Source organism: Aequorivita soesokkakensis, assembly GCF_001641085.1.
Taxonomy (GTDB): domain Bacteria; phylum Bacteroidota; class Bacteroidia; order Flavobacteriales; family Flavobacteriaceae; genus Aequorivita; species Aequorivita soesokkakensis.
In genome coordinates this window covers 1-22,313 of sequence record NZ_LXIE01000021.1, presented here as the reverse complement: position 1 = coordinate 22,313, position 22,313 = coordinate 1, and the positions used below count along the sequence as shown (strand labels likewise).

The 22,313-nt window shown below is 38.9% G+C and carries 22 protein-coding genes; 15 read left to right on the top strand and 7 right to left on the bottom strand.

Going from position 1 to position 22,313, the window contains the following annotated elements; genetic code table 11:
* From A7A78_RS08245 to dnaA, 4 genes are read right to left on the bottom strand one after another with little or no spacing between them, the layout of a single operon-like run.
* Complete coding sequence (locus A7A78_RS08245; protein WP_068761985.1) at window positions 1-714, bottom strand: SAM-dependent methyltransferase; 714 nt, start codon at window positions 712-714, stop codon at window positions 1-3.
* A gap of 7 nt (window positions 715-721) precedes the next feature.
* Entirely contained in the window at window positions 722-2,101 is a 1,380-nt protein-coding gene (locus A7A78_RS08240) for a PQQ-dependent sugar dehydrogenase (protein ID WP_068761984.1), read from the bottom strand.
* Window positions 2,102-2,154: 53 nt separating this feature from the next.
* Entirely contained in the window at window positions 2,155-2,607 is a 453-nt protein-coding gene (locus A7A78_RS08235; protein WP_068761983.1) for a low molecular weight protein-tyrosine-phosphatase, read from the bottom strand.
* 54 nt (window positions 2,608-2,661) lie between these two features.
* Complete coding sequence (gene dnaA, locus A7A78_RS08230; RefSeq protein ID WP_068761982.1) at window positions 2,662-4,089, bottom strand: chromosomal replication initiator protein DnaA; 1,428 nt, start codon at window positions 4,087-4,089, stop codon at window positions 2,662-2,664.
* A gap of 205 nt (window positions 4,090-4,294) precedes the next feature.
* Here dnaA and A7A78_RS08225 point away from each other — a divergent pair, with 205 nt between their 5' ends.
* Complete coding sequence (locus A7A78_RS08225; RefSeq protein ID WP_094746082.1) at window positions 4,295-4,690, top strand: acyl-CoA thioesterase; 396 nt, start codon at window positions 4,295-4,297, stop codon at window positions 4,688-4,690.
* 49 nt (window positions 4,691-4,739) lie between these two features.
* Here the strand turns inward: A7A78_RS08225 and A7A78_RS08220 are convergent, their stop codons facing one another.
* Genes A7A78_RS08220 through ribD form a run of 3 tightly spaced genes read right to left on the bottom strand, consistent with a single transcriptional unit; the run spans window position 4,740 to window position 7,327 of the window.
* Window positions 4,740-5,372, bottom strand: coding sequence for an IMPACT family protein (locus A7A78_RS08220; protein WP_068761980.1), 633 nt, complete (start codon window positions 5,370-5,372; stop codon window positions 4,740-4,742).
* A gap of 36 nt (window positions 5,373-5,408) precedes the next feature.
* The gene (locus A7A78_RS08215; RefSeq protein ID WP_068761979.1) at window positions 5,409-6,281 is read right to left on the bottom strand and encodes a DMT family transporter; all 873 of its coding nucleotides are present in this window, start codon (window positions 6,279-6,281) and stop codon (window positions 5,409-5,411) included.
* A complete protein-coding gene (ribD, locus tag A7A78_RS08210; RefSeq protein ID WP_068761978.1) occupies window positions 6,278-7,327 on the bottom strand; it encodes a bifunctional diaminohydroxyphosphoribosylaminopyrimidine deaminase/5-amino-6-(5-phosphoribosylamino)uracil reductase RibD in 1,050 nt (349 codons plus the stop codon). The genes A7A78_RS08215 and ribD overlap by 4 nt, the downstream gene beginning before the upstream one ends.
* A gap of 28 nt (window positions 7,328-7,355) precedes the next feature.
* Between ribD and A7A78_RS08205 the strand changes: the two genes are divergently transcribed.
* The 14 genes from A7A78_RS08205 to A7A78_RS08140 all read left to right on the top strand — a co-directional run.
* On the top strand, window positions 7,356-7,841 hold the full coding sequence (locus A7A78_RS08205) for a GNAT family N-acetyltransferase (RefSeq protein WP_068761977.1): 486 nt from the start codon (window positions 7,356-7,358) through the stop codon (window positions 7,839-7,841).
* Window positions 7,842-7,937: 96 nt separating this feature from the next.
* Entirely contained in the window at window positions 7,938-8,786 is an 849-nt protein-coding gene (prmC, locus tag A7A78_RS08200) for a peptide chain release factor N(5)-glutamine methyltransferase (protein WP_068761976.1), read from the top strand.
* Window positions 8,787-8,879: 93 nt separating this feature from the next.
* On the top strand, window positions 8,880-9,470 hold the full coding sequence (locus A7A78_RS08195; protein WP_068761975.1) for an LOG family protein: 591 nt from the start codon (window positions 8,880-8,882) through the stop codon (window positions 9,468-9,470).
* Between the two features lie 96 nt (window positions 9,471-9,566).
* Complete coding sequence (locus tag A7A78_RS08190) at window positions 9,567-10,271, top strand: MIP family channel protein (protein ID WP_068761974.1); 705 nt, start codon at window positions 9,567-9,569, stop codon at window positions 10,269-10,271.
* 82 nt (window positions 10,272-10,353) lie between these two features.
* Window positions 10,354-12,348 carry an NAD-dependent DNA ligase LigA gene (gene ligA / locus A7A78_RS08185; RefSeq protein WP_068761973.1) on the top strand — a complete coding sequence of 665 codons (1,995 nt, stop codon included), beginning with the start codon at window positions 10,354-10,356 and terminating at the stop codon, window positions 12,346-12,348.
* Window positions 12,349-12,406: 58 nt separating this feature from the next.
* Window positions 12,407-12,925 (top strand): DUF6913 domain-containing protein, encoded by a 519-nt coding sequence (locus tag A7A78_RS08180; protein ID WP_068761972.1) that lies wholly within the window; start codon window positions 12,407-12,409, stop codon window positions 12,923-12,925.
* 1 nt (window position 12,926) lies between these two features.
* On the top strand, window positions 12,927-13,802 hold the full coding sequence (gene dapA / locus A7A78_RS08175; RefSeq protein WP_068761971.1) for a 4-hydroxy-tetrahydrodipicolinate synthase: 876 nt from the start codon (window positions 12,927-12,929) through the stop codon (window positions 13,800-13,802).
* A gap of 137 nt (window positions 13,803-13,939) precedes the next feature.
* A complete protein-coding gene (locus A7A78_RS08170) occupies window positions 13,940-14,752 on the top strand; it encodes an outer membrane protein assembly factor BamD (protein WP_094746084.1) in 813 nt (270 codons plus the stop codon).
* Window positions 14,753-14,764: 12 nt separating this feature from the next.
* Window positions 14,765-15,094 carry a DNA-directed RNA polymerase subunit omega gene (locus A7A78_RS08165; protein ID WP_207489348.1) on the top strand — a complete coding sequence of 110 codons (330 nt, stop codon included), beginning with the start codon at window positions 14,765-14,767 and terminating at the stop codon, window positions 15,092-15,094.
* 69 nt (window positions 15,095-15,163) lie between these two features.
* Entirely contained in the window at window positions 15,164-16,390 is a 1,227-nt protein-coding gene (gene coaBC / locus A7A78_RS08160) for a bifunctional phosphopantothenoylcysteine decarboxylase/phosphopantothenate--cysteine ligase CoaBC (protein ID WP_068761968.1), read from the top strand.
* Window positions 16,383-17,273 carry a type IX secretion system protein PorD gene (gene porD / locus A7A78_RS08155; RefSeq protein WP_068761967.1) on the top strand — a complete coding sequence of 297 codons (891 nt, stop codon included), beginning with the start codon at window positions 16,383-16,385 and terminating at the stop codon, window positions 17,271-17,273. The genes coaBC and porD overlap by 8 nt, the downstream gene beginning before the upstream one ends.
* Before the next feature lie 105 nt (window positions 17,274-17,378).
* Window positions 17,379-19,031: a DNA repair protein RecN gene (recN, locus tag A7A78_RS08150; protein WP_068761966.1), complete on the top strand. Its 1,653-nt coding sequence runs from the start codon at window positions 17,379-17,381 to the stop codon at window positions 19,029-19,031.
* A 72-nt stretch (window positions 19,032-19,103) separates the two neighbouring features.
* The gene (locus tag A7A78_RS08145; RefSeq protein ID WP_068761965.1) at window positions 19,104-19,922 is read left to right on the top strand and encodes an enoyl-ACP reductase FabI; all 819 of its coding nucleotides are present in this window, start codon (window positions 19,104-19,106) and stop codon (window positions 19,920-19,922) included.
* Between the two features lie 144 nt (window positions 19,923-20,066).
* On the top strand, window positions 20,067-22,313 hold a 2,247-nt coding region (locus tag A7A78_RS08140; RefSeq protein ID WP_131811119.1), incomplete at its 3' end, for a choice-of-anchor J domain-containing protein.

Below are 22,313 nucleotides of genomic sequence, written 5' to 3'. Positions count from 1 at the left end.
TTATCCATGAATGATAAACAAGGTGGGTCTTTTATGAAGGTCCACCTTTATTTTTTTCCACAGACTCGCCGGCGCAGTTTTTATGTATTCAGAAGGCAAAGTAATGTCGCAGGCCACACAAATTCTTGTTTGTGGGTTGAGGTTTTCAATCAGGCTTTGTAGCATTTGGTTGTTGCGGTAAGGCGTTTCAATGAAGAGTTGTGATTGGTCAAAATCTTTTGAAAGCTTTTCCAAACGTTTGAGCTCCGCTTTTCTTTCACCTTTATCAATGGGCAAATAACCATTAAATGCAAAATTCTGCCCGTTAAAGCCGCTGGCCATCATTGCAAGTAATATAGAAGACGGTCCAACTAACGGTACTACTTTTATGCCTTTTTCGTGAGCGTAATGTACGGCCCTTGCTCCGGGATCTGCAATTCCTGGACAACCGGCATCACTTATAACCCCAACGTCAAAACCCTCCAAGCAGGGATTTAGCATAGGGGAAATTTCTTCCGGTTTTGTGAACTTATTTATTTCCTGAATTTTCAGAGAAGACTGTTGCTTTTCCGGAACAATGCTTTTTATGAAACGACGCGCATTTTTTTCGTGTTCCACAATATAATGATCAATTTGTTCAATTGATTTTTTTACTGAAACGGGAAGCACGGCCAAAGGGGGTATATCTCCCATTGGGCATGGAATTAAATATAGATTTCCTTTTTTTGTGGTCATTCAGAAACTATTGGACCATTAATTTTTTAACTGCCGTTTGTCCTTTTTCCGAAGTTATTTTCACAAAATAAATACCGGAATTCAAACTTGAAACGGAGATTGTCTTTTCGTTAGTTGAAAGATTTTCTTCGGAAATTACTATACGTGCCCCGATATCATAAAGTTGAATATTTTGAATTTTACCACCGTTTAAAGTGAAAGAGACATTTGTTGAAGTTGGATTTGGAAGCATCGTTAAAGCGTTTTCCATCGAAAAATCTTCAGTTCCTATAATTGGTTCCGCTACTATTTTATATATAGCCCCTCCTATGTCAATTATATAAAGTTCTTTATTTGCATCTTCCCCAAAAGAAACCCAATTGCCGGAAAAATCTCCATAATCAACTAAACTTCCAGAACTATCCACAGAGCCAATAAGCCCGCTGCAGTAATCTGCAAAAAAATAAAGACCTTCAATTTCAGGATGCGCCGAGCCTCTATAAACATAGCCTCCCGTAATGGAACAACCATTTGAATGGGAATATTCTGCAATTGGAAATGTTAACTCAGACTGTGGCGGGCAATTTGCCGTATTGAAAGGGTGGTTGCCCTCATAACAGCGCCATCCGTAATTTAGTCCCGCTTCGGACCCAGCAACACGGTTTATTTCTTCCCAATTGTTTTGCCCTACATCTGCAATCCAAAGATTGTTTTCTGTAAAATCAAAAGAGAAACGCCAAGGATTTCGCAAACCATAGGCCCAGATTTCCTTTTTTATTCCCGGATCTGGATTTCCCGCATACGGATTGTCGGCCGGAATTCCGTAATTGTTTCCCCCTGAAGGGTTATCAATATCAATGCGCAATAATTTCCCCAAAAGTTCAAAAATATTTTGGGCTCTATTTCCGGGATCACCACCGCTTCCGCCATCTCCTGATGAAATATAAAGATAGCCATCAGGCCCAAAAGCCAAATTACCGCCATTGTGGTTTGAAAATGGTTGTGCGTACCCTATAATTGGCAGTTCGGAATTTTCGTCAGCCAAATCTGGATTTCCGGAATCCACAGAAAACCGTGAGACTTGTGTATCGCCATTGGGTTTTGTGTAATTCACATAAAAATAGCCATTATTGGCATAATCTGGGTGAAATGCAAGCCCAAGAAGTCCACGTTCGTTACCACTTGAAATAATGCTGGAAATGTCAAGATAGGGAACTGGATTTACTGTCCCGTCACCCTGTATAATTTTAATTTTTCCTCCCTGCTCAACTACAAAAAGGCGGTCATCATTAACGTGTTGCAAATTTAGGGGATCGGAAAAACCATCTTTGAAAAGTTCAATATCCACATTTTGGGAAAAAATAGAGGTGGAAGAAAGAAATAAAAAAGCGAGGAGAAATTTTTTCATAGTAAATTTTTTAGGGAAAGTACTAAAATAAGCAAATCAGCCGGATATATTCGTTAAAGTCGATTTGCAATTTGTTCGCAGGCTTCGTCCAGCATGCTGAAAACGTTTTCAAAACCACTATCTCCACCAAAATAGGGGTCGGGAACATCCACGTTTTCCCCGGGGAAAATTTCATCGAGAATCAGTTTTACTTTTTCTCTTTGCGAATCGGTTTGGGCCATTGCCAAAACATTTTCTTTGTTGGAATTATCCATCACATAAATAATATCAAAATCATCAAAATCCTTTGCGCTGAACTGTCTTCCACGTTGATTGGTGATATCTATATTGTATTTTCTTCCAACGGCAATACTGCGTTTATCGGGTAAATCGCCCACGTGCCAATGACCCGTTCCAGCAGAATCCACAACCACTTTTGAAGTGTCAATCTTGGATTTTAAAATGCCTTCCGCCAAAGGGGAACGGCAAATATTGCCAAGGCAGACCATTAAAATTCGAGTTTGCATTTTTGGAAAAATAAATGATTTTTATTCCGAATAAAAGTAAGGAATCTAAAATGACTAAAGCGTCAACTTTTTGTTAAGGTCTTCCACATACTTGCGGAATTGCTTATCGGTAGTTGAAAGATTGTCAACCGTTTTGCAAGCGTGAAGTACGGTTGCGTGATCGCGTTGCCCAATTTGTGAACCGATGGAGGCAAGGGATGCTTTGGTGAATTTCTTAGCAAAAAACATTGCTAATTGGCGTGCCTGCACGATGTGCCTTTTACGGGTCTTTGATTGAAGTGTATCTACATCCATCTGGAAATAATCACTCACCACTTTTTGGATGTAGTCTATGGAAACTTCACGTTTGGTATGTTTCACATAATTGTCAACAATCTTGCGCGCAAGATCAATGGTGATTTCCTTTTTGTTAAAAGAGGAATGGGCGATCAATGATATAATGGCGCCTTCCAGTTCGCGAATGTTTGTTTTGATGTTGTTTGCCAAAAATTCCACTATATCCTCAGGCATTTCCACGCCATCGCGGTACAGCTTGTTTTTTATGATTGCAACGCGGGTGTCGTAATCAGGATGGTTCAATTCTGCAGAAAGTCCCCATTTGAAACGGGAAAGCAATCGTTGTTCAATGTCAATCATATCAACCGGTGCTTTGTCACTGGTTAAAATAACCTGCTTGCCATTTTGGTGTAAATGATTAAAAATATGGAAGAAAACATCCTGTGTTCCAGCCTTTCCGGAAAGCAGTTGAATGTCATCAACAATCAATACATCAATAATTTGATAGAAGTGAATAAAATCGTTGCGATTGTTCTTTTTAACCGATTCAATATATTGCTGCGTAAACTTTTCCGCGGAAATATACAGCACGGTTTTTTCTGGGTATTTATCTTTTATATCAACTCCGATAGCATGGCCCAAATGTGTTTTTCCCAAACCGACACCGCCAAAAATAAGCAATGGGTTGAAAGAAGTTCCACCGGGTTTGTTGGCCACAGCTAAACCTGCAGAACGTGCCAATCTATTTGATTCACCTTCAAGAAAACTTTCAAAATTATAATTGGGATTTAGTTGCGACTCAATTTTTACGTTGCGAATACCAGGAATTACAAACGGATTTTTCAGTTCCGGGCTTTTGTTTTTCAAAGGCACATCAACTTCCTGTGATTGCAGGTTGCTTCGGTTTGAACTTGGTATTTTTTCGGTGAAAGGTTGCTTGTTGCCGTATGTATTTTCCATCTTTATGATGTAAACAAGTTTGGCAGTTTGGCCCAATTCCTTCGTAAGTGCAACTTTTAGAATCTTAACGTAGTGTTCCTCAAGCCATTCGTAAAAAAACTTGCTAGGAACTTGAATACTAAGAGCATTGTCTGTTAACTTTACCGCTTTAATGGGCTCGAACCAAGTTTTGTATGCTTGCGAAGTTATGTTATCTTCGATAAAAGCCAAACAATTGTTCCAAACCGATTCCGCAGTTTTGCTCATAGTTAAAAGTTGTGTTTTTTGTTTTTTAAAAGGTGTGGTCAAAAAATAGGGGATGGAGTGTTTCCGGGCTATTTCCTAACAGTGCAAATATGTGAACAAAAAAGTTATAAAAAAAACTACAATAGGGTTGAATTTTTAGTTTTTTTTTCCCATACTTCCCTTTCGATAAAACTACAAAAAAACTTTTTGTAATTAACACAAAATTTTGAAGAATACACTTACACAGATTAGGGTTCGCTATGGCGAGACAGACCAGATGGGTATTGTTTATTACGGTAACTATGCACAGTACTTGGAGCAAGGTAGAACCGAATGGCTCCGCGAGCTCGGTTTTTCATATAAATGGATGGAAGCCAACGATGTACACCTGCCTGTTGTGCATTTAAGTATTGATTATAAATTGCCTGCTTTTTATGATGATTTGCTTACTGTAAAGACAACTTTGAAGCAATTGCCAACTGTAAAAATTGAATTTTACTATGAAATTTATAATGAGTCCAAACAACTTTTAATCACTGCGACCACTGTTTTGGTTTTTGTGAACAGCACCACAAAAAAGTTGATGAAGGCACCACAGTATTTATTGGAAAAACTTTCATAAAAAAAGACCTTAAAAAATCCCAAATCCCAAATCCCAAATAATAAAATTTTTAAATTTTGGAATTTGGGATTTGTTTTATTGTGATTTCTATTTTGTGGGTATTTTCAAACAACTCAAAAATGCGGTCGGCTTCTTTTTTACGAACGGCAATTTCAAATTCGCAATCCAGTTCCATTTTTTGATTGACGAGGTTGAGGTCTTCGTCTTTGATTATCCGCATTACGGTATTCATTTCGGGATATTCAAATTTTAAAAGAAAGGTTTCATCGATAGTTCTTTCTACTATTTTACAATTTTCCAAAGCCATTTGGGCGGTTGTTTTATAGGCTTGGATCAAGCCACCCACGCCTAGTTTCGTACCGCCAAAATATCGCACCACAGCAACCAAAACATTCGTTATTTCAAAAGATAACAATTGTCCATAAATAGGCATTCCAGCACTGTTTGAAGGTTCGCCATCATCGTTGGCGCGGTAATGCTCGTAGCTTTTTCCGAGCTGCCAAGCATAGCAAAAGTGCCGTGCGGAATGATGCTGCTTTTTAAGTTTTTCGATGTGTTCTTTTACATTTTCATCTGAAAAAACTGGGAAAGCATAGCCAAAGAATTTACTTCCTTTCTCCTTAAAAAGAACTTCTTTTGAAGGTTTTAAAATTGTTTTATATGTGTCTTTCTCCGTATTCAATATTTTCTTCTATTTTTTCAGCAGTCATCCCGCACCCTACCATTTTTCCAAGGCAATAAACAAAATCCCAAGAATAGCCAGCCCAATCCCTATCCAATTTTTCGGCAATAATTTTTCTTTGAAAAGTAAAATTCCGACCAGGGTCGAAAACATTACAATCGCAACATTGTTAACCGTAAAAATTCCTGAGCTTTCCAAAATATCGCTTCGCAGTGCTTGTACCAAAAAATAGACGGAAAAGTAATTGGGGATACCGAGTCCAATTCCGCCCAAAACGTTTTTAAACTGAAATTTAAACTTCCCCTGAACTGCGTGAAAACACAAAAGTAGAATTCCCAGGATTGCTGCGGAAGCAAAGATGGTGGCAGAGAAAATAGGTGTGTCATTCTTGGCTACATGTTCCCCTTCCAAATATTTTATGGCAGTGTCAATAATTCCGCTGCCCAAAAAAACCAATATGGGAAAGATGAAATTGGACGTTTTTATTTTTAATCCATCCTTTGTTTTGATGGAAGCGAGATAAACAGCCATCAACGCTAAAACAATTCCGAGAAATTTTAAAATCCCTAAACTCTCTTTATAGTAAAGCAACCCGAAAACCACCGGAATCACAACGCTCATTTTTGTAGCCACCGAAACTACCGAAAGTCCGCTGCGTTGTGTGGTAAGCGCCATTAAATTGAAAACCGTTATAAATAAAGCGCCCAAACCTAACGCAAAGGGAAACCAGGAATGTTGTGCAATTGCGGCAATATTTATTTCATTCTCCTGAAAAAGTAACCCGCAACAACAAGCCACCAAATAATTTACAACAATAGCGTGCAAAGTGTTGATTTTAAACTTTGAAAAAAGCTTGAAAGCCACAAAAATTATCGTGGAAGAAAGTATGCTAAGCGCTAGTGCTATCAAGTAGTTGTGTTTTTATAAGTTCGGAAAGTATCTTCTTTTATTTTTTCTTCGGAAACCATAATTCCTTTAAAAGTCGGGGCTTTTGTTCCTTCGCTGAAATTAGCAGTTCCCATAAAAACAAACGCTTCGTCCCAAAGATTTGCGTCAATAAAAGATTGCGATGTCTTCGCGCCGCCTTCAATTATAACGGACTGAATTTCTCTTTTGAAAAGCGCTTGGCAGATTTGCTGCGGAATTTCTTTGGGAAAATCAATCTTTTCCAAATCTAAATTTTCTGAAATTTTTGTTTCCTTTTCATTGAAAACAATGGTTTTAGCAGTTCCATCAAAAACTGAAAAATCTTGAGAAAGTTTTAAACTTCTGTCAATAACAATTCGCACAGGATTTTCTCCAGCCCATTCGCGAACCGTTAGCGATGGATTATCCTGCAAAACAGTATTCGTACCAACTAAAATAGCCTGTTCATCCGCGCGCATTTTATGAACCAATTGCCGCGAAAATTCATTTGTAATCCAAATGGGTTTTATTTCGTTTCGGGATTCATTTTTGGGGGAAATAAAGCCATCAGCAGTTTCAGCCCATTTCAGAAAAATATAAGGCCTCTTTTTTTGGTGAAAGGTGAAAAAACGTTTGTTCAGCTCATCACATTCATTTTCCAAAATGCCTACAATTACTTCGCAACCAGCCTCCATTAGTTTTTTAATGCCGCGCCCTGCAACTTTTGGATTTGGATCCAAACTGCCTACCACTACTTTTTTAATGCCGCATTCAATAATCAAATTGGCGCAGGGAGGTGTTTTCCCAAAATGGCTGCACGGTTCCAAACTCACGTAAATAGTTGCCCCTTTCAATAAGTTCGCTTCGCTCACGTTCGCGATGGCGTTAACTTCCGCATGCGGTTGTCCTGCTTTATAGTGCCAACCTTCGCCAATAATTCTGTCATTATGAACAATCACGCTTCCCACCAACGGATTTGGATAGGTAGTTCCCAGCCCATTTTTGGCCAGTTGTGTGCAACGCAACATATATTTTTCGTGTATCTTCACAGCGTAAAAATACAAGGATTTAATTAGAATGAACACACCAATAATCCGTCTTATTGAAAAGAAGGACAATCCACAAATTGCCAAAGTGATACGCAGCGTTTTGGAAGATTTCAACGTGCCGAAAGTGGGTACTGCTTATGCCGATAAATCTTTGGATTGTATGTTTGAAACCTATCAAAAACCCAAGGCCGTTTATTTTGTGGTTGAAGAAAACGACAAAATAATAGGCGGCGCTGGTATTGCCCAACTTGATAATTTTGAAGGCAATATCTGCGAGCTCCAAAAAATGTATTTTCTTCCCGAAGCTAGAGGCAGGGGAGTTGGAGCGCAAATGATGGAATTTTGTTTGGCAAAAGCGAGTGAGTTTGGTTTCGAAAAAATATATCTTGAAACCATGGAATATATGACCCACGCCCAAAAACTATACAAACAAGCTGGTTTTGAATATATAGATTGCGCAATGGGCGACACGGGCCATTATTCCTGCCCGGTGCATATGATTAAAACACTTTAAAAAATCAAACCCCAAATATTAGAAACAAATGTCACATTGAGTAGCCCGTCCTGAGCGTAGTCGAAGGGCAGTCGAAGTGCTTTCGAAAAAATAATTTTGAATTTAGCAGAACTAAAAAAAAACTTCACCACAACTCTTTCAGGAATTTATCCTTCGGAAGAAATACAATCGTTTTTCAACATACTTTCTGAAAAATATTTAAATCTTTCGAGAATAGAAATTGCGTTGAATCCCGAAAAGGAAATCTCAAAAGAAGATGCCGAAAAATTTCAGGCAGCATTGCTTCGCCTAAAAAATTACGAGCCCATTCAATATATATTAGGAGAAACAGAATTTTTCAGCCTTCCTTTCAAAGTAAACCAACACACCTTAATTCCCCGCCCAGAAACGGAGGAATTGGTTGAATGGATTTTAAATAATTCAGAATTCAGAATTCAGAATTCAGAATTTTTAGACATTGGCACTGGTTCCGGTTGCATTGCTATTTCACTTGCTAAAAACCTTCCTGATTCCAAAATTTTCGCATTGGATATTTCCGAACAAGCTTTAAAAGTTGCACAGCAAAATTCAGAACTAAATGAAGTAAAAGTTGATTTCATTCAAGCCGATATTTTAAAAACTAAAACGCTTCCGAAGCAATACGATGTTATCGTTTCCAATCCGCCATACGTTCGCGAACTGGAAAAAAAGCAAATGCAACAAAACGTTTTGAAGTATGAGCCTGATTCAGCCTTATATGTTAAAGATAAAGACCCATTACTTTTTTATCGAGTCATTTCCCAATTGGCAAAAAACCATTTGAAGGCCAATGGAAAATTATTTTTCGAGATTAATGAGTACCTTGCTGATGAATTGACCGAGCTTTTAAAAATCGAAGGATTTCAAAATATTGAAATAAAAAAGGACATCTTCGGAAAAGACCGAATGTTGAAATGTAATATATAAACCTCTGCGAAACTTCGTGTTTTCTCTGTGTAGCTCCGTGAAATAGCTATAACGCAGAGTTGCTCAGAGAACCGCAGAGTTACTCAGAGAAAGATGAACAAACTTGAAAAAATATGCGTTTTCTGCGGCAGTAGCGACGGCAACGACCTCGCGATAACAGATGCTGCTAAAAAACTTGGTGAAATCTTCGCTGAGCGTAATATCAGTCTTGTTTACGGTGCCGCGAAAATAGGAGTAATGGGCACCATTGCCAAAAGTGTTTTGGATAACAATGGAAAGGTTATCGGCATTATCCCCAATTTTTTAAAGAAGAAAGAAGTTGTGCATCTTGGGCTTACGGAGCTCATCACTACTGAAAATATGCACGAACGCAAACTAAAAATGCAGGAAGCAAGCGATGGTTTTATCGCGCTTCCAGGTGGAATGGGCACGCTGGAAGAGCTTTTCGAAATTATAACTTGGCTTCAGTTAGGGCTACATCAAAAGCCAATCGGGTTACTGAATATAAACGGTTTCTACAATGATCTTATAAGAATGCTCGAAACCATGGTGCGCAAAGGCTTCCTTTCCATGGACAACTACAATCTGCTTTTGGTAGATTCCAGCCCAAAAGGACTTCTTAAAAAAATGGAGGAATTCAAGACACCGCAGCTTCCAAAGTGGCTGAATTCTGACAGAACATAACGTATTATCAACATTTTAACCTTCCTTTTTAACAAATTTCTTTTAATAGACTCATTTTCCTAAATTTAAGTTGTCTAACCTCTTAAATAATTGAAAATGAATTCATCAAAAAAGTATTTTGCCGAAGCACTCGGCACCTTTGCATTAGTTTTATTTGGCTGTGGCGCTGCAACTATTGCTAGCGTAACCCATTCTGGTCCTGCCGGAATTGGGCTTTTGGGTATTTCCCTCGCATTTGGTTTTGCAGTTTTGGTAATGGTTTATACCATTGGCCCCATTTCGGGCTGTCACATTAACCCAGCAATTTCAATAGCTATGCTAGCTGCGGGAAAACTCTCCGCAAAAGATACCGTTGGGTATATAATTTCGCAATGTATAGGAGCCATTGCAGCGGCAGGTTTACTGTATGTTTTGGCTACCGGAAGTGCTGGCTTTTCAATGCCTGAATGGGGCTTAGGCGCTAACGGCTGGGGTCCTGGTTATCTCGGGGAATACGATATGAAGTCTGCGCTAATTGCAGAATTTGCATTCACCTTCCTTTTCTTAATGGTGATTTTCGGAGCAACTGCTTCCAAACATACTTCGCCAATGATGGCAGGGCTTGCCATTGGTATTTCCTTGGCATTGATACATATGGTTGTTATTCCAATTACGGGTACCTCCGTGAATCCCGCGCGTAGTTTGGGCCCAGCGCTTTTTGCTGGCGGAATGGCACTTCAGCAGCTTTGGCTTTTCATCGTTGCGCCAATTGCTGGCGGACTTTGCGCAGCCTTGGTTCGCAATATATTTTTGGATGATTAATTGCTAATAATTTGTTGAAAATTTCATTAATAACCTCACCGTTTTTAAAAAGCTGTGAGGTTTAAAATTTTATATTTGTTCTATGGACATTCAACAACAAATCAACTCTCTTCGCAAAGAGCTTCGCGAACATAACTACAACTATTACGTACTCGATACACCAACAATTTCCGACTTTGAATTTGACCAAAAACTAAAGCAACTTCAAGAGCTGGAAAAAGCGCATCCCGAGTTTTATGATGCCAATTCGCCAACTTTAAGGGTTGGTGGCGAAATAACCAAGAATTTTGAAACCGTACCGCATACTTACAGAATGTTTTCCTTGGACAATTCCTATTCAAAAGAAGATTTGGAAGACTGGGAAAAGCGTATCGAAAAAATGGTGGACGGCAAAGTGGAATTCACTTGTGAACTTAAATATGACGGCGCATCCATCAGCCTAACTTATGAAAATGGAAAGCTGAAAAAAGCAGTGACCCGTGGCGATGGTTTTCAGGGCGATGACGTTACCGCAAACGTAAAAACCATCCGTTCCGTGCCGTTACAATTGAAAGGCGATTACCCGCCCTTGTTTGATATTCGCGGTGAAATTGTTCTTCCTTTTGAAGGTTTCGCAAAGATGAACGCCGAAAGGGTTGAACTGGGCGAAGAACCTTACCGAAATCCAAGAAACACAGCTTCGGGAAGCTTAAAACTGCAAGATAGTTCCGAAGTTGCAAAGCGTCCTTTGGACTGTCTTTTATACAGTTTGAAAGGCGAACGGCTTCCTATAAAAACACAATTTGAAAGTTTAGATAAAGCTCGAGAATGGGGTTTTAAGGTTCCCGAAGCAGCCAAACTCGCCAAAAATCTGGATGAGGTTTTGGAATTTGTAAATTATTGGGATGTTCATCGTCACGAATTGCCATACGAAACCGATGGGATAGTGGTGAAGGTGAACAATCTGCAACAACAGGAAGAGCTGGGTTATACTGCAAAATCGCCACGTTGGGCGATGGCATATAAATTTAAGGCAGAGCAGGTTTCCACGGTATTAAACCAAATAACCTATCAAGTTGGAAGAACTGGCGCAATCACGCCCGTAGCAAATTTGGAGCCCGTTGAATTGGCGGGAACAATTGTGAAACGTGCTTCATTGCACAACGCAGATCAAATTGAAAAACTAGATATTCGCGAAGGCGATACCGTTTTTGTTGAAAAGGGAGGCGAAATAATTCCGAAGATAATTGGAGTGGATTTTACACAGCGCGATCCAAATTCTTCACCAACAGATTATATAACCGAATGTCCCGAATGCGGAACTACTTTGTTCCGCACCGAAGGCGAAGCCCAACATTATTGCCCAAATGCAGAAAGTTGTCCGCCACAGATTATCGGGCGTATTCAGCATTTCATTTCGCGAAAGGCGATGGACATTGAAGGTTTGGGTGGTGAAACCGTGACACTTTTAGTGAACAATGGTTTGATAAATAATTATGCGGATTTGTATCTTTTGAAAGAAGAACAGATAATTCCTTTGGAACGCATGGCGCAGAAAAGTGCCGAAAATATGATAAAAGGAATTGAGGCTTCAAAACAAATTCCTTTTGAAAGAGTGCTGTTCGCCTTGGGAATACGTTATGTTGGCGAAACAGTTGCCAAAAAACTGGCAAAGCATTACAAAACCATCGATGCCTTAAAAAATGCTTCCGAAGAGGAATTGACAACCGTTGATGAAATCGGCGAACGAATTGCCCAAAGTGTAGTTTCCTTTTTCGCTTCCGAAGAGAATATTGAAACCATTGAACGTTTAAAGAATTATGGCGTTCAATTGGAAATTTCCGCAGAAAAACTCGCCAATCAAACGGATGTTTTACAAGGAAATACCTTTGTAGTTTCCGGCGTTTTTACAAAAGTTTCTCGTGATGAGCTTAAAAAATTGATTGAAGATAACGGCGGCAAGGTTTCCAGTTCCATTTCGTCCAAAACAAATTATGTGGTTGCGGGCGACAATATGGGGCCGAGCAAAAAAACAAAGGCGGAGAGTTTGGGCGTTTCAATTATTTCCGAAGATGATTTTTTGCAAATGATTTCTTAATTGAAAGCAGAAAAGCGTTGAAAAAAACTATTTTTGCCACACAAGAATTGGGCGTTCCATGTTGAAAAAAGTAAAACATCATTCCTTAAAAAAACACACCGAAAAAAACTTGACCGAGCGTGATATTTCACAAAGGAATACATCTTTAAAGTATTTGGGTTTTTTGGTGGACGAAGCTTTTTTTGACGATTTTGAAATGCTTTATGAATTTGGAAGAGAACTTGGTTTGCAGCGGAAAGATGTGAAACTTTTCACTTTTGTGGAAACGAGAAGAAAAATTCCATCGCTTCGGCAAAACCAAATAACCAATAAGGAATTTACGTGGCGCGGTGAAATTCACAACCAAAACGCACAGGAATTTCTCGATTTTCCGTTTGATGTTTTGATTGGCTTCTATAAAGAAAAGCACAGATTTTTGAGTGCAATGGTTGCACAGAGCAAAGCGAAATTTAAAGTAGGTTTTAATGATGCTGATGAGCGGCTTTTCGATTTACTTATAACTGTTGACCTGCAGCAACCGGAAGTTTTTAAAAGTGAGGTAAAAAAATATTTGAAAATATTTAAAAAAATAGATTGATATGAAAGAATTAGTAGGAACGGGCGTAGCACTCATCACACCTTTTAAAAGTGATTTTTCAGTAGATGTGGAAGGGCTTAAAAATGTGGTGAATTTCAATATTGAAAACGGAATTGACTATTTGGTGGTTTTGGGAACCACTGCCGAAAGCGCAACACTTTCAAAAGAAGAAAAGCAAGTTGTTATCGATACAATAATTACTGCAAACAATGGGCGGTTGCCTTTGGTTTTAGGAATTGGTGGCAACAATACCCAAGAGGTTATTTCTGAAATGAATACCCGTGACCTTTCAGCTTTCACGGCAATTCTTTCGGTTTCGCCATATTATAATAAACCTACGCAGGAAGGGATATACCAACACTTTGCAGCGATTGCTAAACAGGCTCCCTTACCGATAATTTTATATAATGTTCCAGGTAGGACAGCTTCAAACATGCTTCCAGAAACGGTAATTAGATTGGCAAATGATTTTGAAAAGATTGTTGCCATAAAAGAAGCCGCGGGCGATATTGTACAGGCAATGAAATTGATTTCCGGTTGCCCAAAAGATTTCTTGGTAATTTCAGGCGATGATATGGTAACGCTGCCAATGATTCTTGCTGGCGGGGCCGGAGTGATCTCGGTTATTGGCGAAGGTTTTCCAAAGGAATTTTCAAAAATGGTGAAATTAGGCTTGGATAGAAAAGTTGATAAAGCTTATGAAATTCATTATAAAATAGCTCCGGCAATTGACTATATTTTCGCTGAGGGAAACCCTGCGGGGATTAAGTCTGTTTTTAAATCATTAGGAATTTGTGGCGATACCGTAAGGCTTCCTTTAGTGGGGGTTAGCGACAGTTTGAGAACCAAAATAGATTCTTTTACCAAAAATTTCTAAAACCGTTCTTTTCCACTTATGCGTTAAATATTTCAAAAGGCTTGCAAATAATAGGCTTCAGAGCAATATTTTAGCCAAAGAATAAGTTTGTTCAATCATGTTTAATTTCCTATTTTTGCACGATGTTTTTTAAGCCCATGCGATTACCACTTTTTATTATACTTTGTCTTACTATCCTTCTTTCCTCTTGTAGCCAATACCAACGGGTGCTTCGGAAGGATGATATGGGCAAAAAATACACCTTTGCAGATTCCCTTTACAAAAAAGGCAAATACAAAAAAGCACTAAAGTTGATGGAGCAGATTGTGCCTGCTTACAGGGGAAAACCACAGGGTGAAAAACTGATGTTCATCTATGCCAACACTTATTACAATCTAGAGGACTATTATCTTTCGGGGTATCAGTTTGAGCGTTTCACGCAGGCATATCCACAAAGTGATAGCGCTGAGGTAGCTTCATTTAAGGCGGCAAAAAGTTTTTATCAGCTTTCGCCAAGATATTCTTTGGATCAAAAGGATACTGATAAAGGACTTGAAAAATTGCAGGAATTCATTAACAAATATCCCAATTCAGATAAAAGAATGGAGGCTAACACATTGGTTGCCGAGCTGAGGGAAAAATTGGAAAAGAAGGATTATGAAGTTGCCATGCAATATCTTAAACTTGACGATGGTCTAAAAGCGGCCATTGATGCGTTTGATAACTTTATTACAGATCATCCCGGTTCCAAGTATAGAAAAGATGCTTTTTACGGCAGATTTTTAGCAGCTTATAAACTTGCAATAAACAGTGTGCCAAGTTTAGTTCAAGAACGACTTATTACCGCAAAAGGATATTACAACAGTTTTATAAAATATTACAAGGATACAGATTTAGGGCCTGAAGCAACAGAGATCTATCAGGATATAGAGAGCAGAATTGTAGCCCCAGAAACAGAACCCACTATTTAATTAATTTTTATTATGGATATTAAAAATTCAGATGCACCAATCAATACCGTTACATTAGACAAAAACAGGATTGATGAACCAACAAATAATATTTATGAAGCAATTTCGATTATCTCGAAAAGAGCTTCACAAATAAACGGTGACATTAAAAAAGAACTTCTTGAAAAGCTTGATGAGTTCGCCACTTACAACGACAGTTTGGAAGAAATTTTTGAAAATAAGGAACAAATTGAGGTTTCAAAATTTTATGAAAAACTTCCAAAACCACACGCTTTAGCCGTACAAGAGTGGTTGGAAAACAAAATCTACTACAGAAATACTGCTGACGAAGTAGTAGAGTAGTAAACTTATTCGTTAAAAGTTAATAGTCTATTTGGCTTTAACTGTAAACTATAAACCAAAACATAAGAAATGTCTGTTTTGAACGGGAAAAATATCTTGCTTGGCGTTACCGGCGGGATTGCCGCGTACAAAGCAGCTTTTTTAGTTAGGCTTTTAGTGAAAAAAGGAGCCAATGTAAAAGTTGTGATGACATCTTCTGCTAAAGAATTCGTTACTCCGCTCACGCTTTCAACTCTTTCAAAAAACGAAGTGTTTTCTTCTTTTACAAATGAAGAAAACGATTCCGATAGCCATCGGGAGCTCCGATGGAACAATCATGTGGAATTGGCTCTTTGGGCAGATTTGTTTTTAGTGGCTCCAGCTACCGCAAACACACTTTCCAAAATGGCGAATGGCACCAGCGACAATTTGTTGCTGGCTTGTTATCTTTCAGCGAAATGCCCAGTTTATTTTGCTCCAGCGATGGATTTGGATATGTATGCGCATCCAACAACCGCAGTAACTTTTGAGAAATTGAACAGCTTCGGAAATATTCAAATTCCGGCTGCTTTTGGCGAACTTGCCAGCGGTTTGGTAGGGCAGGGCAGAATGGCCGAACCTGAGGAAATTGTTTCTTTTTTAGAAAATGATATTCTGAAAAAACTTCCTCTTCGCGGCAAGAAATTTTTGATAACCGCCGGACCAACGTATGAAGCTATTGACCCAGTCCGTTTCATCGGAAACCATTCCAGCGGAAAGATGGGTTATGCAATTGCTGAAACCGCTGCACAGCTTGGCGCTGAGGTTGTTTTGATTTCAGGACCTACGGCTTTAAAACTTGAAAATGATTTCGTAAAAATCATTCACGTTACTTCAGCCGAAGAGATGTATAAAGCTGCGCATGAATATTTCGGAAAAATTGATGTAGCCATTTTAAGCGCTGCCGTTGCAGATTATCGTCCATCGGAAGTTGCTTCGGAAAAAATTAAAAAGAAAGACACGGAATTAACACTTCGTCTTTCAAAAACCAAGGATATTCTTGCTTCGCTTGGCGAAATAAAGAAAAATCAATTCTTGGTCGGTTTTGCGCTAGAGACAGAAAACGAGGAGGAAAACGCAAAATTGAAACTGAAAAAAAAGAATTTAGATTTAATTGTGTTAAATTCGCTTCGGGACAAAGGCGCGGGTTTTCAAACAGACACCAATAAAATTACTTTGATAACCAAAGACAATAAAGTGCTTCCTTTTCCTGTTAAACCTAAAAAAGAAGTAGCAAAAGATATTTTAGAATATATTATAGAACAGACAAATGCGTAAAATTTTACTTTTCTTATTATTTAGTGTTGCTGTGTTTTCAGTAAACGCCCAAGAACTTAACTGTACCGTAAACATTGACGCCGAACAAACCGGCCAACCTAATTTGCAAATATTCCGAACACTTGAAACCCAATTGCTGGAATTTGTAAACAAAACAAAATGGACTGACAAGGAATACAAAAACCAAGAACGTATAGATTGCAATATGACTTTGGTGATAAGCCAATATGATGGCGATACTTTTACAGCTACACTTCAAGTGCAATCTTCGCGACCTGTTTTTGATTCTACCTATGATAGCCCAGTTTATAATTATTACGATAAGCAAGTAAGCTTTAATTATAAGGAATACGAACCGTTGAATTTCAATATGAACAGTTTTGGTTCAAACTTGGTTTCCGTGGTGGCATTTCACATATATACCGTTTTAGGTTTGGATGCAGATACTTATATGCCAAATGGAGGCGAGCAATATTTTGAAATTGCAAAACAAATAACAAACACGGCAGCTTCAAGCAACTTTCAAGGATGGAAAGCAAATGATGGTACCCAATCAAGGTTCCGTTATAATGATGCCTTGCTTTCATCTGTTTATAAAGAATTTCACGATGCAATGTACCAATATCACCGTGAGGGCTTGGATATTATGTCCACAAACCCAAAAGATGCAAAACAGAAAATTGCAGAGGCCATCAACAAACTGAAAGGCATTAATGACAGACGCCCAAACTCCTTTTTGGTCCGTACCTTTTTTGATGCAAAAAGTGATGAAATTCAGGCTATTTTCAGTGGCGGGCCGCAGGTTGATATTACCAAGTTGGTTGAAAACCTGAACAGAATGGCGCCTACTAAGCAAACCAATTGGGCTGAGATAAAGTTTTAATTATTTAAAGGAACTTTTCCTCCTTTTATTTATCGCTTTTCATTTAATGTTATTGACTTTTATATAACATCTTTTCATTATTTTTAAGTTTCAAAACCCAATTTAGTGATAACTACTCTCGCCATAAAAAACTATGCGCTTATTGAAGACATTCGCGTGGATTTTAATGAGGGCCTAACTATTATTACTGGTGAAACGGGCGCTGGAAAATCCATACTTTTAGGGGCATTGGCGCTTTTGTTGGGAAAACGTGCCGATTTGGGAAGCGTGAAGGATGCGTCAAAAAAATGTATTGTTGAAGGGCATTTTTCCATTGGGAATTATGGTTTGGAAAACGTTTTCGAAGAAAACGACTTGGATTATGAACAGCAAACCATCATTCGCCGTGAAATCCTGCCCGGCGGCAAATCCCGCGCTTTTGTAAATGACACGCCGGTTGCGCTAACGCAGTTGCAGGCGCTTTCCCCATATTTAATAGACGTTCACAGCCAGCACGAAACTTTGGAAGTGGTTTCGGAAAATTTTCAAATGGAAGTGATTGATGCATTGGCCGGGAATGGCTCACTTTTGAAATCATACAAAGAGCAATTTGAGGATTTCAAAAAGACTTCCGAAGCACTTTCCGCTTTGAAACTTCAAAAGGAAAATGCTTCCAAAGAATTGGATTACAACACTTTTCTGTACAATGAATTGCAACTGGCAGTTTTAAAAAAAATAAACCAGCAAGAGCTTGAAGAATCATACGAGACATTGAACAATGCGGAGGCAATTCAAGAAGCACTTGCCAATGTAAACCAACTTTTAGACGCCGAACAGATTGGCACTTTGCAAAGCGCAAAAGAAGCGCGTATTGTTTTGGGGCGCATAAAAGAATTTTCAAAAACATTCGAGGATTTTTGGCAGCGTTTAAACAGCGCGATTATTGAGTTGGAAGATATTTCTGCGGAAGTGAATAATTCCGCCGAAAAAATTGAGGCAGATCCCGAAATGCTTTTTCAGGTAAATGAAAAATTGCAGACACTTTATAAATTACAGCAAAAACATTCCGTTTCCAGCGTTTCGGAATTGATTGAAATAGAGCAGCAACTTGAAGAAAAAGTGAATACTACTTTGGGCTTGGACGATAAAATTGAAAGTCTGGAGAAACAGAAAGTTGAACTTAAAAAAACGGCATTAAATACAGCTGATTTGCTTCATAAAAAAAGGGAAGAAGCTATTCCTACGCTTAAGAAAAAATTGGAGGAAACATTAGTGCCTTTGGGTTTACCGAATGCGCGGTTTCAATTTGAGCTTTCTCCTTCGCAAGAGTTTAAAAGCAATGGCACCGATGTGCTGCAACTATTGTTCACCGCCAATAAAGGCTTGGCTTTTGGGCCTTTAAAGAAGGTGGCTTCCGGCGGAGAAATGAGCCGGATAATGTTGTCGATAAAATCGGTTTTAGCAGAATATAAAAAATTGCCGACCATTGTTTTTGACGAAATAGATACCGGTGTTTCTGGCGAGATTGCAAATAAAATGGCCGATATTCTGCAAAAGATGAGTTTAAAGATGCAGCTTTTAAGCATTACACATTTGCCGCAGATTGCCGCCAAAGGCGACCATCACATAAAAGTTTATAAAGAAGATAATAATGAGGTGACTGCCACTCACTTAAAAATTTTAAATGAAGACGAACGCATTGTAGAAATAGCACAAATGCTGGGAGGAAAAAATCTTTCGGAAGCTGCAATAGCTAATGCAAAAGAATTATTGAATTAAAATGTATCTTTACTTTTTTAAATTCAAGTTTGAAAATACGAGAAACTATTCAACCATAAAACATCAAATACCATGTCGTATAATTTATTAAAAGGAAAACGGGGAATCATTTTTGGAGCATTGGATGAAAATTCAATTGCATGGAAAACAGCAGAACGCGTGCACGAAGAAGGAGGTAAGTTTGTGCTGACCAACGCGCCCATTGCCATGCGAATGGGGCAGATAAAGGAACTTGCTGAAAAAACCAATTCTGAAATTATTCCTGCCGATGCAACAAGCATGGAAGATCTTGAAAACTTGGTGGAAAAAGCAACAGAAATTTTAGGAGGCAAATTGGATTTCGTGCTTCACTCTATTGGGATGTCAATCAATGTTAGAAAAGGAAACCATTACACAAGTCAGAATTATGACTTTACCCATAAAGGTTGGGACGTTTCCGCAGGCTCTTTTCATAAAACAATGCAAGTGCTTTATCAAAAAGACGCTATGAACGAATGGGGGAGCATTATTGCGCTCACATATATGGCTGCACAGCGCGTCTTCCCTGACTATAATGATATGGCAGACAATAAGGCATATTTGGAGAGTATTGCGCGCAGTTTTGGGTATTTCTTTGGAAGGGATAAAAAAGTACGCGTAAACACTATTTCACAATCGCCCACACCAACCACTGCCGGACAAGGGGTTAAAGGATTTGATGGTTTTATTAGTTACGCTGATAAAATGTCGCCATTAGGTAATGCAACCGCTTTAGATTGTGCAAACTATACCGTTGCTATGTTTAGTGATTTGACCAAAAGGGTTACACTTCAAAATTTATATAACGATGGCGGATTTTCCAATATGGGTGTAAGTGATGCCGTAATGGAAGCATTTGTAGAAGGAAAGTAATTTTTTAGATACTTTAATACTGAATCCCGCTCATATTTTGAGCGGGATTTTTTTATGAAATATGATTAAGTGGGGTTGATTAATTTTTTGTCGTTAACATTTTTTTAGATACTTTTAGGGGCATATTAACTAAATTATATTTTCATGAAAAAATTTACATTACTAATTTTTGCTTTCTGTAGTATTATCGCTACAATGGAAGCGCAATTTATTCAACCTAACACTTCTATTTATAGTTCAAGGAGTTTAGGTGTTGAAAACAGACAAGAGCCTACGGTTTCTTTAGAACAATTATTGTTAAGAATTAACAGTAATGAAAACCAAGCTGGCTTAGATTTACAACAATTTACTGCTGCTGAAAGACAAGTATTGAGTGCTTATTTTAGAGGGCAGAACGGTGGAAACAGAGCTCCACAAGCAACTCTTCTTACAGAAGGATTTGATGACATCACCACTTTGCCTGGAGCTGGTTATAGCTTTGTGAATGTAAGTGATGCCGTTGGCCTTACTGATTGGTTTCAAGGAAATGAAACGGTTTTCCCAGCACAGTCTGGAGGACCAACTTCATATATAGGAGCCAATTTCAACAACACTGGGGGGACAATCATTAATAACTTTATGATTACACCAATACTCAACTTAGAGAATGGTGATGAGATTACTTTTTGGACAAGGTCTCCAGATGCAAGTACTTTCCCTGATAGATTAGAAGTTCGTATTGACCCTACAGGTGCCAATACAGACCCTAGTGGGCCTGCAAGTGTTGGTTCTTATACTGAATTATTGCTTGAAATTAACCCAACTTTAGTGGTTGGAGGTTATCCGGATGTATGGACTGAGTTTACCGCCACTGTAACTGGTCTTGCCGGAGCTGTAGATACAAGAGTTGCTTTTAGATATTGGGTTACCGATGCGGGGCCTTTCGGGAACAACTCGGATTATATAGGTATAGATACTCTTACAATTGAAGAAGGAGCCGGAGGTGGCGGAGGCGGTGTCTCTATTGTATATGCAAAGGATGGTGGTTTTTGTACTAGTGGAGATTTTGGTTCTTTCCCTGTAGATGGACCTTACACAATTGCTCCTGGTAATAATGTGCCTTCAGCTGTTTTTGCTGGAGATTTTGATGGATCAGGCACTTTATTTGGCCTTAACAATGATAATGTTTCATTGGTTTCAATAGATACTGCAACAGGTGCTGAAACAGTTATAGGGCCTTTAACAAATTTAGCCACAGGAGATACTCCTACTGGCTTAGCGTGGAATGAGGCAAATGGAACAATGTATGCTTCAAGTTTTGGAGGAGGTTCTGGAACAAATATCTATACTGTAGATCTTACAACAGGAACTTTAACTCTTATTGGTGCGGCTTCAAATCCTTCAGGAATATGGTTAGCTATTGATAATAGTGGAAATGCTTTTATGGCAGATCTTGATGATAATTTATATTCAGTAGATCTTACAACAGCAACTTCTTCATTGGTTGGTGCGTTAGGTATTGCAATTAACTTTGCACAAGATGCAGATTTTGACCCAGCAACAGGAATTTTGTACATGGGTGCATATGTTGGAGGTGGAGTTAATCAGTTCTGTTCTGTAGATACAACAACAGGAGCTGTAACTCAATTAGGAACTGTAAATGCAGACTGTGCTGAATTGACTATTGTTGCTATTGAAGGCGATGGTGGTACCGGCGGTGGTTGTTCTATAGTTAGTGACTGTAACTTGAGTGATGTTACACCAGATGATGCAACTAGCCCAGATGTTTGGGACAGACCGTTTGCTGATGGTACTTGCTGTTCTGGATTAGGTCCTGTTTCTTATGATGTTTACGGTCCATTTACTGTAGATGTTACTGGACTTTATACTATAGATAGTGATCAAGACGGAGGCAACTGGGATGGTTATATCTTTTTATACGAAACCTGTTTTGACCCACTAGACCAAACTACTAATTTTGTAGCTGGAGATGATGATGGACCAGGAGGTATTGGAACATCACAGATTTTGGATATTAACCTTACTGTAGGTACTGAATATTATTTGATTACTACTGGATTTGCCGCTGGTGACTTTGGTGCTTTTACAAATACAATTACAGGTGTTGGTACAGCTAGCTGTGGCGGTCCTGTTGTTACTTATGACGATTGTTCCGGTGCCATAGCTTTGGCTTGCGGGGACAGTGTTACGGGCGAGACGTTGACGGCTACGGATTCTGGCGGGAACGCCGCTCCGGACGTTTTCTATAAGTTCACGGGTACTGGTACGCCACAATTGGTTACCATTTCCCTTTGTGCTGCTACGGACTATGATTCATTGCTCCGCGTTTTTGATGACTGCGACCTTCTGAACGAGCTTGCGGTGAACGATGATTTCTGCGGCCTGCAGAGC

Bases quoted from the DNA above. Each gene is read 5' to 3' on its own strand.
- A7A78_RS08195 (WP_068761975.1), top strand. From the start codon at position 8,880: ATGAACAAACTTGAAAAAATATGCGTTTTCTGCGGCAGTAGCGACGGC.
- ligA (WP_068761973.1), top strand. From the start codon at position 10,354: ATGGACATTCAACAACAAATCAACTCTCTTCGCAAAGAGCTTCGCGAA.
- A7A78_RS08170 (WP_094746084.1), top strand. From the start codon at position 13,940: ATGCGATTACCACTTTTTATTATACTTTGTCTTACTATCCTTCTTTCC.
- porD (WP_068761967.1), top strand. From the start codon at position 16,383: ATGCGTAAAATTTTACTTTTCTTATTATTTAGTGTTGCTGTGTTTTCA.
- A7A78_RS08205 (WP_068761977.1), top strand. From the start codon at position 7,356: ATGAACACACCAATAATCCGTCTTATTGAAAAGAAGGACAATCCACAA.
- A7A78_RS08165 (WP_207489348.1), top strand. From the start codon at position 14,765: ATGGATATTAAAAATTCAGATGCACCAATCAATACCGTTACATTAGAC.
- dnaA (WP_068761982.1), bottom strand. From the start codon at position 4,089: ATGAGCAAAACTGCGGAATCGGTTTGGAACAATTGTTTGGCTTTTATC.
- A7A78_RS08235 (WP_068761983.1), bottom strand. From the start codon at position 2,607: ATGCAAACTCGAATTTTAATGGTCTGCCTTGGCAATATTTGCCGTTCC.
- A7A78_RS08180 (WP_068761972.1), top strand. From the start codon at position 12,407: ATGTTGAAAAAAGTAAAACATCATTCCTTAAAAAAACACACCGAAAAA.
- A7A78_RS08245 (WP_068761985.1), bottom strand. From the start codon at position 714: ATGACCACAAAAAAAGGAAATCTATATTTAATTCCATGCCCAATGGGA.
- coaBC (WP_068761968.1), top strand. From the start codon at position 15,164: ATGTCTGTTTTGAACGGGAAAAATATCTTGCTTGGCGTTACCGGCGGG.
- A7A78_RS08240 (WP_068761984.1), bottom strand. From the start codon at position 2,101: ATGAAAAAATTTCTCCTCGCTTTTTTATTTCTTTCTTCCACCTCTATT.
- dapA (WP_068761971.1), top strand. From the start codon at position 12,927: ATGAAAGAATTAGTAGGAACGGGCGTAGCACTCATCACACCTTTTAAA.
- A7A78_RS08190 (WP_068761974.1), top strand. From the start codon at position 9,567: ATGAATTCATCAAAAAAGTATTTTGCCGAAGCACTCGGCACCTTTGCA.
- A7A78_RS08145 (WP_068761965.1), top strand. From the start codon at position 19,104: ATGTCGTATAATTTATTAAAAGGAAAACGGGGAATCATTTTTGGAGCA.